Raw genomic sequence first — 13,355 nt, forward strand, 5'->3', positions numbered from 1 at the left:
CTCAAAACAGGTTCAGAATGGCGGACACGTCCTGGAGGTAGAGCAGCCATTCCAGGGGCATTCCGGTGAGGGCGCACAGCCCCCTCAGGCACTGGATCATCAGAAAGCTCAGGGGTTTGTCAAAGGCCCCCAGCAGCACCAGGACGATGAGCAGGCCCATCACATACCGCTCGTACTTGAGGATGGTATAGTAGGCCCGGTCGGGCAGCAGAGCGAAGAGGATCTTGGACCCGTCCAGGGGGGAAATGGGGATCAGGTTGAACAGGCCCATGCCCACCCCCAGCAAAGCCATGTTGGCCAGAAAGCACAGGATGAGCAGAGTCATTTCCCCCAGGGGGGCAAAGTGCCAGATCACCGAGGACAGCCCCACCGCCGCCAGAGCGGTGAGGAAGTTGGCCGCCGGACCTGCCAGCGCGGTGAGGGCCATCCCCTGCTTGGGGTGCTTGAAGTAGCGCATATTGACGGGCACCGGCTTGGCCCAGCCCACCTTGGCCACCACCATCATCAAAAGACCGATGAGGTCCAGATGCTTGATGGGGTTGAGGGTGAGCCGCCCCGCGTTTTTGGCGGTGGGGTCCCCCAGCCGGTAGGCCACCAGGCCGTGGGACAGCTCGTGGAGCGTGATGCAGAGCAGGGCGGCCACGGCGCTGATGAGCAGGGTGATCAGCCCCCACCAGTCCATATGCCGGGCAAATTCACTCAAAGAACCCAATGGTTATTCCTCCAACAGCTTGTCTTTCAGCTTGTTCAGCGTGTCCTCGGAGAGTCCGACGGCACGCAGATAGTCTGTGACGGAACCGTAGGCCGCCTCCAGCCGGTCCAGGCAGTCCTCCAGGTATTCCGGCTTGGAGGAGCCCACATAGGCGGGCAGGTTTTCCCGGGTCTCTCTCATCCACCGGATCACCGGGCGGATGTACAGCTCGGACACCTGATAGTCGGCCAGAATATCCAGCCGGTCCACCCCCGCCAGGGTGAGCAGCAGGGCGGCGATGCAGCCGGTGCGGTCCTTCCCCGCCATGCAGTGGAAGAGCACGCCCCCGGGGGCGGCAGCGATGGTCTCCAGCACCTCGCGCACAATCTCCTTGCGCTCCAGAGTGCGGAAATAGCCCAGGCCGATAAGCTTCTCCTCGTTGGGCAGCTTCTCACCGCCGGACATGGGGATGAAATGGTAGGAGAAACCGGGCCGGTTTGCCAGCTCATCCGGCAGAAATTCCTGCTCCGCCGGGCTGCGCAGGTCGATAATGGTGGTGAAGCCGTGCCCCAGCAGCCAGGCGGCGTCGCCGTCGGACAGCCCCATGGGGTTGTCCCCCCGCAGCAGAACGCCCCACCGGGTGGTCCTTCCCTCCGCCGTGGGATAGCCGCCCAGATCCCGCAGGTTGAGCATCTTCCCCAGCACGATCCGCCGCTCCATCCCGGTTCCCTCCCTTTCTTCCATAATTTGATTCCGATTATATCAAATTTCCCCGAAAAACACAAGCCGGACCGGCGGGTCTGGCCGCCGGTCCGGTATGGGCTCAAACAATATGGTTCCGCAGGGTGCCGATGCCCTGGACGGTGACCTCCACAATGTCCCCGGGCGCCATGGGGCCGATGCCCGCCGGGGTGCCGGTGGTCACCACGTCGCCGGGCTCCAGGGTCATGGAGGCGGTGATAAACTCCAGCAGCTGGGGTACCGCCGTCATGAACTGGCTGGTGTTCCCCTGCTGTACCACCGCCCCGTTGAGCCGGGTCTCGATGGCCAGATCGGAGGGGTCCACCTCGTCGGTGACCACAGGGCCCAAAGGGGCAAAGCCGTCCATACTCTTGCCCCGGGTCCACTGACCGTCCCCCTTCTGCACGTCACGGGCGGTGACGTCGTTAAGGCAGGTGTAGCCCAGGATATAGTCTGCAAAGCTCTCTGCCTTTACATCCTTTGCCCGGCGGCGGATGACGAAGGCCAGCTCCCCCTCATAGTCCAGCCGTCCCACAAAGGCGGGGGCGTGGACGGTCCCCTCCGGGTGGTTGAGGGTGTTGGGAGCCTTCAGGAAGAGGATGGGCTGCTCGGGCACCCCCTCCCCCATCTCCACGGCGTGGTCGTAGTAGTTCTTGCCCACGCACACGATCTTGGTGGCCTCACAGGGAGCCACCAGACGGCAGGCCTCCAGGGGCAGGGTCTCCCCGTCGTAGCACAGCTCTTCAAAGGGAGGCTTGGTCAGGGTGCGCACCAGGTCCCCCTGGAGCACACCCCATACACCTTTGCCGTCCCGCAGCAGCTTCACATATTTCATGCCAGTCCCTCCGCGTGGTCCAGGATCAGGTTGAGCAGTTCCTGCTTGCCATCCCCCTTCTCAGCTGAAAAGGGAATCACCTTTACACTTTCGTCCAACTCCAGGGTCTCCCGGATGCGGGCCAGGTTGGGCTCGATATCACTCTTGCGCAGCTTGTCCAGCTTGTTGGCCACCACGGCAAAGGGCCTGCCGCTGTTTTTGAACCACTGGGCCATGGTGCAGTCGTCGGCGGTGGGCTTGTGGCGGGAGTCCACGATCATCAGCCCCAGGGTCATAAGAGAGGGGTCGGCAAACCACTCCTCCATCAGTCTCCCCCACCGCTGCTTCTCCGCCATGGATACCTTGGCGTAGCCGTAGCCCGGCAGGTCCACCAGATAGAAGGCGGAGTCGATGAGGAAGTAGTTGATGTGGGTGGTCTTGCCGGGGGCGGCGCCCACCCGGGCAAAGTTCTTCCGGTTCAGGAGCCGGTTGATCACCGACGATTTGCCCACGTTGGAGCGGCCGGCAAAGGCCACCTGGGCCAGCCGGTCCCGGGGAAAGTCGGACGCCTTGGCGGCGGAGCGGACAAATTCCGCTTTTTGCAGATTGATGGGCATAATTACCTCCCGAAAAATTCGAAAAAGTGGCCGGAGGCACTTTTTCGAGTAGGTTGCAGTCTGCTGCATGCAGGTTTTGTCCGCTGAAAGCGGACAAAACCCACACTTGCAGCCTGAGAAGTGTTTTCAGCCACGCACATGTCGCGGCTGAAAACAGATCCCACTTTTTCGCGTCTGCGGACGCGAACTCTGCGAGGCTTTCCAGCGCCGGAAGAATCCTTGCTCCTTCTGGGCTCAAAATGATAGTGAGAATTTACTGGCGCAGGTTGGGCCGGTCGGCGGACTGGGCCGGAGCATGGGGCTGGGCCATCTGGTCCGCAGGGTCGCACACCTTCAGGTCCAGGGCCTCGGCCAGCACCTGGTCCACCTGCTCCACGCTGACAAACCGCAGCCCCTCCTTGACGGTGGGATCGATCTCCTCCAGGTCCTTCACGTTGTCGGCCGGCACGATGACAGTGCGGATGCCGTTGCGGTAGGCGGCCATGGTCTTCTCCTTCAGGCCGCCGATGGGGAGCACTCTACCCCGTAAAGTAACTTCACCTGTCATCGCCAGCTCCCGGCGCACCGGCATGCCGGTGAGGGCGGACACCATGGCGGTGGTGATGGCGATACCGGCGGAGGGGCCGTCCTTGGGCACCGCCCCCTCCGGGAAGTGAATGTGGATGTCCTTCGTCTTGTGGAAGTCGGCCTCGATGCCCAGCTGGGCGGCCCGGCTGCGGATATAGGTCAGGGCCGCATGGGCGGACTCCTTCATCACGTCACCCAGATTGCCGGTGAGCTCGATCTTGCCGCTGCCCGGCACCACGGCCACCTCCACCTCCAGGATCTCGCCTCCCACGCTGGTCCAGGCCAGGCCGTTGACCACGCCCACCTGCTCGGTCTGGGGGATGCGATCGGGGTGATACCGGGGAATGCCCAGCAACTCTTCCAGGTTCTTTTCTGTAATGCTGACAGACTTTACAGTTCCTGACACCAGACGCATAGCCGCCTTCCGGCACAGGGCGCCGATCTGCCGCTCCAGGATACGCACGCCGGACTCCCGGGTGTAGCCCCGGATGAGGGCCCGGAGGCCGTCGTCGGACAGCTTGAACTTGGCGCGGGTCAGTCCGTGGCGCTTGAGCTGCTTGGGGATCAGGTGGCGCTTGGCGATCTCCACCTTTTCCTCGTCGGTGTAGCTGGTCAGCTCGATGACCTCCATCCGGTCCAGCAGAGGCCGGGGAATGGTGTCCAGAGTATTGGCAGTGGTAATAAAGAGCACGTCGGACAGATCGAAGGGCACCTCCAGGAAGTGGTCCCGGAAGGTGGCGTTCTGCTCGGCGTCCAGCACCTCCAGCAGCGCGGAGGCGGGGTCGCCCCGCTGGTCGTTGCCCAGCTTGTCGATCTCGTCCAGCAGCAGCAGCGGATTGCAGCTGTCTGCCTGCTTGATGGCTGCGATGATACGGCCGGGCATGGCCCCCACATAGGTCTTGCGGTGGCCCCGGATCTCGGCCTCGTCATGGACGCCGCCCAGGGAGATGCGGGCCATGTTCCGGTGGATGGCCTTAGCCACGCTGGTGGCAATGGAGGTCTTGCCCACGCCGGGGGGGCCCACCAGGCAGAGGATCTGCCCCTTCAGCTGGGGTGCCAGCTGCTTGACAGCCAGGAACTCCAGGATACGCTCCTTCACCTTCTCCAGGCCGTAGTGGTCGCCGTCCAGCACCTTGCGGGCGGCCTCCACGTTGACCCGCTCCCTGGTATGCTTGCCCCAGGGCAGCTCCAGCACGGTGTCCAGGTAGTTGCGCAGCACGGTGGCCTCGGCGGAGCCGAAGGGCTGCTTCTCCAGCCGGCCCAGCTCCTTGTTCAGCTTGTCTGCCACCTCCTGGGGCAGCTTGGCCTGAGCGATACGCTGCCGGTACTCGGCAAGCTCGCTGTCGCCCTGGCCGTCCTCCCCCAGCTCCTGCTGCAAAACCTTCAGCTGCTCCCGCAGCACATAGTCCCGCTGGCTGCGGGTGAGCTGTTCCCGTACCTTGTCCTGCATCTCGTGCTCCAGCTCCAGGATGGATACCTCCCGGCGGAGATTCTGGCACAGCTTCTCCAGACGGCGGACGGGACGCAGCTCCTCCAGGATGACCTGCTTGTCACCGGTGCGCATGGGCAGGTTCTGTGCAATGTAGTCGGCGATATAGCCCGGCTCCTCGCTGGAGAGCACCGACAACAGGATGTCGGGGGTCATCTTGGGGGCCAGGTCGATGTAGTTTTCAAACAGCTCGTAGGTCTGGCGCATCAGCGCCTCGGTGCGGGCGGAGCGGCGCACCTGCTTCTCCTCGGGGATCTCCTCCACCTGGGCGATAAAGTAGGGGGCGGTCTGGGTCAGGCACTGGAGCCGTCCACGGGACACGCCCTCCACCATGACCCGCACGTTGCCGCCGGGCAGGCGGAGGATCTGGCGCACAGTGCTGACAGTGCCCACACGGTAGAGGTCCTCCTCCTTGGGGTCCTCCACCGCCATGTCACGCTGGGCCACCAGGAAAATGGGCTGGCCGGAGGTCATGGACTCATCCAGGGCCTTGATGGAGGCCTCCCGGGCCACATCGAAGTGGAGCAGCATATTGGGAAAAATGGTCAGCCCCCGCAGCGCCAGGGCGGGCATGACGGCGGGCAGATTGGTTTGTTGCATGGGATTCCCTCCTTTCCGGGATATGAAAGAGGAGACAGGACCGCGGGCGGCCGGTCCTGCCCAGTCTCCCGGTTCCTGTCTCCTGTGATGCTCTTATGCTGTGGGTCAGGACACGTTGCCCTTGGGCGCCTTTCCGCCGTGCTCGGCATGAAGGGAGGCGCCGCCCAGCCGGGGCCGGTTGGTACGCTCCGGGTCGTGCTCCACGGCGGGATGGGCATGGTCTCTGACGCTCTCGGCGGTGATAGTCACCTTGGTGATGGTGGGATCGGAGGGCACATCGTACATGATCTGGGTCATGACCTCCTCCAGCACCGCCCGCAGGCCGCGGGCGCCGATGCCCCGCTCAATGGCCTTATCGGCGGCTGCCTCCAGGGCGGCGGTATCAAAGGTGAGATCCACCATATCGTACTCCAGCAGCTTCTGGTACTGCTTCACCAGGGCGTTCTTGGGCTCGGTGAGGATACGCACCAGCTGGTCCTTGTCCAGGGCGTTGAGGGTGGTGATCACCGGCAGACGGCCCACCAGCTCGGGGATGATGCCGAACTTCAGCAGGTCGTGGGGCTGGACCTCCTTGAAGATGGCGGTGTCCTTCTCCTTCTTGCTCTGGATCTCGGCACCGAAGCCGATGGTCTTCTTGTCCAGGCGCTGCTCGATGATCTTCTCCATGCCGTCAAAGGCGCCGCCGCAGATGAACAGGATGTTCTTGGTATTGATCTGGATGAACTCCTGATGGGGATGCTTGCGGCCGCCCTGGGGGGGCACATTGGCCACGGTACCCTCCAGGATCTTCAGCAGAGCCTGCTGCACGCCCTCGCCGGACACATCCCGGGTGATGGAGGTGTTCTCGCTCTTGCGGGCGATCTTGTCGATCTCGTCCACGTAGATAATGCCCCGCTCAGCCAGCTCAATGTCGTAATCGGCGGCCTGAACCAGACGCAGCAGGATGTTCTCCACGTCGTCGCCTACGTAGCCCGCCTCGGTGAGGGTGGTGGCGTCGGCAATGGCGAAGGGCACCTTCAGGATGCGGGCCAGGGTCTGGGCAAAAAGGGTCTTGCCGCAGCCGGTGGGGCCCATGAGCAGGATGTTGCTCTTCTGGAGCTCCACGTCATCCCCGCCGCCGAAGTAGATGCGCTTATAGTGGTTGTACACCGCCACGGACAGGGCCACCTTGGCGTCCTCCTGGCCGATGATATACTGGTCCAGCACGTCCCGGATCTCACGGGGGGTGGGGATCACATCGGGGATGTCGGGAGACAGGGCCTCCTCCGGGTCGTAGTTGTCGTCCAGAATGCTCATGCACAGGTGGACGCACTCGTTGCAGATATAGGCGCCGGGACCGGCAATGATACGGGCCACCTGGTCCTGGTGCTTGCCGCAAAAGGAACAGCGTACGCTTTTGCGCTCGTCATTTTTTGGCATATCGTTACCTCGTAGTATTCTGGATTAAAAGCCGGAAAGGGAGCGGGGCGTTTCCTCCCCGCTCCCCCGCAGATTACCGGGAATAGATAACCTTGTCGATCAGGCCGAAGTTCTTGGCTTCCTCGGCGGACATGAAGTTGTCCCGCTCACAGGCGGCGGTGACCTCCTCCACGTTCCGGCCGGTGTTGTCGGCCAGGATCTGGTTCATGCGCTTCTTGATGATCTCCAAACGCTTCAGGTGGATGGCCATATCGGTGATCTGGCCCTGGGTGCCGGCGGAGGGCTGATGGATCATGATCTCCGCGTTGGGCAGCGCCAGACGCTTCCCCTTGGCGCCGGAGGAGAGCAGGAAGGCCCCCATGCTGGCCGCCATACCAATGCAGATGGTGGATACATCACACTTGATGTACTGCATGGTATCGTAGATGGCCATACCATCGGTGACAGAGCCGCCGGGGCTGTTGATATAGAACTGAATGTCCTTATCCGGGTCCTGGGCCTCCAGATAGAGCAGCTGGGCCACCACCAGACTGGCGGTGGTAGCGTTGACCTCCTCGCCCAGGAAGATGATGCGGTCGTTAAGCAGACGGGAGAAAATGTCGTAGGACCGCTCGCCCCGATTGGTTTGCTCCACTACATAGGGTACTAAGCTCATGATTGCGAAACTCCTTTATTGTGATGTCAGAGTGCCGGGCCTCCCCTCTCAGGGGTCCGGCACTCAAGACCATCCCCGCCCTTGGGCAGGCCTACCTCAAAGTATGCCCGCCCTGCGGCGTCTTATTCCTCGGTCTTGGCCTCCTCAGCGGCGGCCTCCTCGGTCTTCTTCTTGGTGGTACGGCGCTTCTTGGGCTTCTCCTCGCCCTCGGCGGCCTCACCCTCGGCCTCCTCGGCCTTCTTCTTGGTGGTCTTCTTCTTGGCGGGAGCCTTGCCCACCTTGGCGCTGTCATAGATGACCTGCTCGGCCTTCTGGATGGCCAGGCCCTTCTTCACGTCCTCAGCGGGAGCGGCGGCCTTGACCTGATCCAGCTCCATGTGGTACTCGTCGGCCAGGCGCTTGTACTCGGCCTCCAGATCCTCGTCAGAGATCTCGATGTTCTCGGCAGCCACAACGGCACCCAGAGCCAGATCACGGCGCACCCGCTCCATGGCGGCAGCGGCAGCCTGGGTACGGACGATGTCCATGGTCATGCCGGTCATGGCCAGATACTGGTCGAAGGGGATGCCCTGAGCCTGCACGCGGCGGGCCATGTCCTCCACCATCTGGTCGGTCTCATAGGCCACCATGGCGTCGGGGATCTCCACCTCCATGTTGTCCATGACCTGCTCCATGACAGCGGCCTCGAAGGCGCGCTTGGCCTGGGCCTCGCGGCGCTGGGTCAGCTTGTCGGCCAGGTCCTTCTTGAAGGCCTCCAGGGTGTCAAACTCGGACACGTCCTTGGCGAACTCGTCGTCCACGGTGGGCAGCTGCTTCTCCTTGACCTCGTGGACCTTCACCTTGAAGACCACAGCCTTGCCGGCCAGGCCCTCATGATACTCCTCGGGGAAGGTGATGTCCAGGTCCTTCTCGTCGCCGGCCTTGGTGCCCACCAGCTGCTCCTCGAAGCCGGGGACGAAGGAACCGGAGCCCAGCTCCAGGCTGTGACCCTCGGCCTTGCCGCCGTCGAAGGGCTTGCCGTCCAGGAAGCCCTCGAAGTCGATGACCACGGTATCGCCGTTCTGAGCCTCACGCTCCACGGTCACCATGCGGGTGGCACGGTTGATGTAGGGCTTGAGCTCGTTGTCGATATCCTCGTCGGTGATCTTGACCTCTTCCTTCTCGGCAGTGAGGCCCTTGTACTCGCCCAGCTTCACCTCGGGACGGACGGTGACGGTGGCCTTGAAGGTCAGGCCGTCCTTGCCGGCCTCCACGACCTCCACGTTGGGCCAGGACACCACGTCCAGCTTCTCCTGCTCCACGGCCTCGGCGTAAGCCTTGGGGTAGAGCTCGTTGATGGCATCTTCATAGAACACGCCGGAGCCGAACATACCCTCGATGATCTTCCGGGGGGCCTTGCCCTTCCGGAAGCCGGGCACGTTGATCTTGCTGCGCTGCTTCAGATAAGCCTTCTGGACCGCGGCCTCAAACTCCTCGCCGCCGATCTCGATGACCAGCTGTACGGCGCTCTTTTCCTGCTTCTCGACGCTTTTGACATTCATCTTGTTAACTTCCTCCTGTCAGCCCCGGGGCCCGAACCACGGTTCAGGACGGGGCAGCTTTCGCGTTATCCGCTATATATTATCAGATATGAACGGAAATTGCCATAGTTTTTTTCAATTATTCCAGGATTTTTTGGGGGCGGAACCCTACATAGTCCGCCGCAACCAGGTGATAGGCCACCGGTCCGTACTTTCCCTCCACCGCCAGACGGTGGCTTCCGCCGTGGAGATGGCCGTAGTAACAGGCCTCCACCTCATACCGCTCCAGCAGAGAAATGATCTCCGGACAGCGGTACCCCTGGTAGAGGGGCGGGTAGTGAAGAAAGCACAGCTTCTTCTTCTCCCCCGCCGCCTTCAGGGAGGTCTCCAGCCGGATCAGCTCCCGGTTGAATACCTTCTGATCCCCCTTCTCCTCGTAAAACCACCCACGGGTGCCGCACAGGGCGTATTCCCCGTATTCATAGCAGTTGTTGTGGAGGATATGCAGGGTGGAAAAACCCTTCTCGGCGAAAAAGCGGTTCATTTTGGAGGCGGTGTTCCACCAGTAGTCGTGGTTGCCCTTGAGCATCAGCTTGCGGGCGCCGGGCAGGCCGTCCAGAAAGGCGAAGTCGGCCTCCGCCTCCTCCAGACCCATCCCCCAGGACAGATCGCCGCACAGCACCACGGTGTCCTCGGGACCTACGTCCCGAAAGCCTTCCCGCAGCTTGTCCACGTAGCCCTCCCAGCCGCCGCCGAACACGTCCATAGGCTTGTTGGAGCCCAGGGAGAGGTGGGTATCGCCGATGACAAACAGGGCCATTTACTTGAGCATCTCCAGCACCTGGTCCACCATGTGGTCCTTCTCCACCGTCTGGTTGAACCGGGGGCTCTTGTTCTTCAGGGCGGCCAGGGGCGTGGGCACCGGCACGCCGGTCAGCTCGGACAGCTGGTCCAGGATAGCGGTCCCCTCCGCCAGCTCGGTGACGCCCAGGGCGCCCAGCACGCTGTCGCAGAACTTGAAGGGGCTGGCGGTGGACACCACCACGGCGGGGGTGCTGTCGCCGGTCTCCTGCCGGTACTGGTCCAGCACGTCAAAGGCCACGGCGGTGTGAGGATCGATGAGGTAGCTGTGGTCCTTCCACATCTGGCCGATGACCTTCTGGGTCTGTGCATCGTCGCAGCAGCCGGCGGCAAAGATGCGGCTGAGCTTGGTCTGGATGGCGGGGCTCACCTTGTACAGGCCGCTGGTGTTCAGCTGGTTCATGTACTCCCGCACCTCGGCATCGTCGTGCTCACTGAGGGCAAAGAGCATCCGCTCCAGGTTGGAGGAGATCAGGATGTCCATGGAGGGGGACATGGTGTTGTAGAAGGTGCGGTTGCGGTCGTACTGACCGGTACGGATGAAGTCGGTGAGCACGTTGTTGGAGTTGGAGGCGCAGATCAGCTTGTTGATGGGCACGCCCATCTCCTTGGCGTAGTAGGCCGCCAGGATGTTGCCGAAGTTGCCGGTGGGGACGCAGACGTTGATGGGGTCCCCCTTCTGGATCTTCTCGTCCCGCAGCAGGTCGCAGTAGGCAGAGATGTAGTAGACGATCTGAGGCAGTACCCGGCCCCAGTTGATGGAGTTGGCGGAGGACAGGAAGAAGCCCCGCTCAGCCAGCTGCTCCCGCAGGGCCTCGTCGGAGAAGAGCTTCTTTACCCCGGTCTGGGCGTCGTCAAAGTTGCCCACCACGGAGCAGACGCCCACGTTGCCGCCGTCCTGAGTGTTCATCTGCAGTTCCTGGATGGCGGACACGCCGTCCTTGGGATAGAACACCAGAATGCGGGTGCGGTCCACGTCCCGGAAGCCCTCCAGGGCAGCCTTACCGGTATCGCCGGAGGTGGCCACCAGGATGCACACCGTCTTGCTCTCCTGATTCTTCTTCAGAGAGGCGGTGAGCAGGTGGGGCAGCATCTGCAGGGCCATGTCCTTGAAGGCGCAGGTGGGGCCGTGCCACAGCTCCAGGCAGTAGGTGTTATCATCCACCTGGCGGACGGGAGCCACCTCGGGCACATCGAACTTGGCGCTGCTGTAGGCCTTGGCGGCGAAGGCGGTCAGCTCGGAGGAGGTGAAGTCGTCCAGATAGGAGTTCATCACAAAGACGGCCCGCTGCTGATAGGACATGTCCCGCATGGTGTTCAGACCGTTGGGAGACAGCTTGGGAAAGACCTCAGGGGTCATCAGGCCGCCGTCAGAGGCCAGCCCCTGGGCAATGGCCTGGGCCGCGGTGCAGCGGTCCTGCTTGTTTCTCGTGCTTACATAGTACATACTTTGCTCACTACCCTCATCAGATTATTGAAGAACAGATCCTGCACCAGAGCCTGGCCATAGCCCCGCTCCAACAGGAAGTGGTAAAGCCGTTCATAGTCCTGGACCCCGGCCATGCCGCCGGCCAGAGGGCTGCACCCGTCCAGGTCGCCTCCCAGGGCGATGTTCCTCTCGCCCCCCAGCTCCAGCCAGTGGTCCAGATGGGCGGCGGCGGCGTCCAGATCCGCCTTCCCGCCCACAAATTCGGTAAACAGGTTGAGCCCCGCCACACCGTTGTGCTCTATTATGGCAGTAAATTGGTCGTCGGTCAAGTTCCGCGGATGAGAAAAGACCCTTCTGCTGTTGGAGTGGCTGGCAAAAAAGGGACCGGACAAGGTGTCCGCCACATCCCAGAAGCCCGGGTCGGACAGGTGGGACACATCCACCAGTACCCCCAACTGCTCCGCCTTGCGGACAAAGTCCTTTCCCTGGGCCGTCAGGCCCTTGTCGATATCCTCCACGTTGGTGCCGCCCAGGGCGTTGGCCCGGTTCCACACCGGATTCACCGCCCGGACCCCCAGGCCGTGGGCCTCCTCCAGCCGCTCCAGGGAGCAGTCCAGCACCTCCGCCCCCTCCACCGACAGGAAGGCCGCCATCTTTCCGGCGGCAAAGGCGTCCTCCGCCTCCTGCGCTGTGCGGCAGTGAGTGATCACGGCGGCGTTTTGCTCCATCTCCCGGGCAAAGAGGGCGTACTCCTTCCGGAAGATCTCCTCAAAGGACAGCCCCGGAAAGTCCTCCGGCTGGCCGAAAAGGGCAAAGAACTGGGCGTACCGCCGGTACTTCCCCGCCCGCTCCAGGTCCACATGGTAGCCGTTGCGGCCAAAGCCGCCTCCCTTCAAATGGCACATGAGCACCGTATCGCAGTGCCCATCAAAGACGTCGATCTCCGGCAATGCTCCCGCCTCCTTTTAAAACGCGTTTTCCCAGTAGTGAAACTCCGGCTCCCGGGTGGCCGTCCCCTGGGGCGCGTACAGCTCCGCCACATCGAACCGGGGCTGAAGGCCCTCCCATGGGTGCTCCGCCAGATAAAACTCCGCCGTGGTGCGCAGTTTCTGCTGCTTGCGGCGGTCCACCGCCGCCCGCCCGGGGGCGAAGGAATCGCTTTTCCTCAGCTTCACTTCTATAAAGCATAAGTACTTGTCATCTCTTGCAATCAGGTCGATCTCACCGAACCGGCAGTGGTAGCCGGCAGCAAGGATGGTGTAGCCCCGCTGCCGCAGCAGCTCAGCCGCCTTGGCCTCTCCCCACCGGCCCAGCAGCTTCGCCTCTCCCCCGCTCACGCCTGCTTCCTCCGCTTTTTCAGAAAGGTCAGCCGGTGGATGGGACAGGGACCGTACTGGTCCAGCCGCTCATAGTGGAGCTTGGTGGGATAGCCCTTGTGCTTCTCAAAGGCATATTGGGGGTACTGCGCCGCCATCTCCTCCATGTACCGGTCCCGGCTCACCTTGGCCAAAATGGAGGCCGCGGCGATAGAAGCCGACAGGGAGTCTCCCTTTACAACCGTTGCATGGGGTGTGGTGACGGCGCCCTGCTTGCCGTGGTCCCGGTTGCCGTCGATGAGGGCGAAGTCGGGCTGGATTGTCAGGCCGTCAATGGCTCGCTGCATGGCGTTCATCCGGGCGCTGAGGATATCGGTATCGTCGATCTCCTGATGGTCCACCCAGGCCACGCTCCAGGCCTGTGCCTGTTCAATGATGATATCATAAAGCCCGTTCCGCTTTTTGGGGGTCAGCTTTTTGGAGTCGTTCAGGCCGGGAATCTCCAGCTCCCGGGGCAGGATCACCGCTGCCGCGTACACCGGACCGGCCAGGGGCCCCGCCCCCGCCTCGTCGCAGCCGCACACCAGGCTATAGCCCTCCGCCCAGCAGCCCCGCTCCAGCTCCCACAGATCCATA

The 13,355-nt window shown here is 62.7% G+C and carries 13 protein-coding genes; all 13 read right to left on the reverse strand.

Features of this window, described 5'->3' with window-relative positions; translation table 11 throughout:
• Position 1 precedes the first annotated feature (1 nt).
• Positions 2–712: a site-2 protease family protein gene (locus B5G34_RS03435; RefSeq protein ID WP_087334239.1), complete on the reverse strand. Its 711-nt coding sequence runs from the start codon at positions 710–712 to the stop codon at positions 2–4.
• Between the two features lie 3 nt (positions 713–715).
• Complete coding sequence (locus tag B5G34_RS03440) at positions 716–1,411, reverse strand: tyrosine-protein phosphatase (RefSeq protein WP_162609411.1); 696 nt, start codon at positions 1,409–1,411, stop codon at positions 716–718.
• Positions 1,412–1,514: 103 nt separating this feature from the next.
• The gene (locus B5G34_RS03445) at positions 1,515–2,267 is read right to left on the reverse strand and encodes a fumarylacetoacetate hydrolase family protein (RefSeq protein ID WP_087334242.1); all 753 of its coding nucleotides are present in this window, start codon (positions 2,265–2,267) and stop codon (positions 1,515–1,517) included.
• The gene (gene yihA, locus B5G34_RS03450; RefSeq protein ID WP_087334244.1) at positions 2,264–2,863 is read right to left on the reverse strand and encodes a ribosome biogenesis GTP-binding protein YihA/YsxC; all 600 of its coding nucleotides are present in this window, start codon (positions 2,861–2,863) and stop codon (positions 2,264–2,266) included. Before yihA ends, B5G34_RS03445 begins: the two co-directional genes overlap by 4 nt.
• A 253-nt stretch (positions 2,864–3,116) precedes the next feature.
• Positions 3,117–5,519 (reverse strand): endopeptidase La, encoded by a 2,403-nt coding sequence (lon, locus tag B5G34_RS03455; RefSeq protein ID WP_087334245.1) that lies wholly within the window; start codon positions 5,517–5,519, stop codon positions 3,117–3,119.
• Positions 5,520–5,624: 105 nt separating this feature from the next.
• The gene (gene clpX, locus B5G34_RS03460; RefSeq protein ID WP_087334247.1) at positions 5,625–6,938 is read right to left on the reverse strand and encodes an ATP-dependent Clp protease ATP-binding subunit ClpX; all 1,314 of its coding nucleotides are present in this window, start codon (positions 6,936–6,938) and stop codon (positions 5,625–5,627) included.
• A 73-nt stretch (positions 6,939–7,011) separates the two neighbouring features.
• Positions 7,012–7,593, reverse strand: a complete 582-nt coding sequence (locus B5G34_RS03465; RefSeq protein ID WP_087334249.1) for an ATP-dependent Clp protease proteolytic subunit — start codon at positions 7,591–7,593, stop codon at positions 7,012–7,014.
• 122 nt (positions 7,594–7,715) lie between these two features.
• Positions 7,716–9,134 (reverse strand): trigger factor, encoded by a 1,419-nt coding sequence (gene tig, locus B5G34_RS03470; protein ID WP_087334251.1) that lies wholly within the window; start codon positions 9,132–9,134, stop codon positions 7,716–7,718.
• A 118-nt stretch (positions 9,135–9,252) separates the two neighbouring features.
• Positions 9,253–9,933: a metallophosphoesterase gene (locus tag B5G34_RS03475; RefSeq protein ID WP_087334252.1), complete on the reverse strand. Its 681-nt coding sequence runs from the start codon at positions 9,931–9,933 to the stop codon at positions 9,253–9,255.
• Positions 9,934–11,421 carry a threonine synthase gene (gene thrC, locus B5G34_RS03480; protein ID WP_087334254.1) on the reverse strand — a complete coding sequence of 496 codons (1,488 nt, stop codon included), beginning with the start codon at positions 11,419–11,421 and terminating at the stop codon, positions 9,934–9,936.
• A complete protein-coding gene (locus B5G34_RS03485) occupies positions 11,409–12,353 on the reverse strand; it encodes a membrane dipeptidase (RefSeq protein WP_242956785.1) in 945 nt (314 codons plus the stop codon). The genes thrC and B5G34_RS03485 overlap by 13 nt, the downstream gene beginning before the upstream one ends.
• 15 nt (positions 12,354–12,368) lie before the next feature.
• Positions 12,369–12,740 carry a YraN family protein gene (locus tag B5G34_RS03490; RefSeq protein ID WP_087334256.1) on the reverse strand — a complete coding sequence of 124 codons (372 nt, stop codon included), beginning with the start codon at positions 12,738–12,740 and terminating at the stop codon, positions 12,369–12,371.
• Positions 12,737–13,354 (reverse strand): ribonuclease HII, encoded by a 618-nt coding sequence (locus B5G34_RS03495; protein WP_087334258.1) that lies wholly within the window; start codon positions 13,352–13,354, stop codon positions 12,737–12,739. Before B5G34_RS03495 ends, B5G34_RS03490 begins: the two co-directional genes overlap by 4 nt.
• Between the last annotated feature and the right edge of the window lies 1 nt (position 13,355).

The sequence above is a fragment of the Flavonifractor sp. An82 genome (genome assembly GCF_002159265.1).
GTDB lineage: Bacteria > Bacillota > Clostridia > Oscillospirales > Oscillospiraceae > Flavonifractor.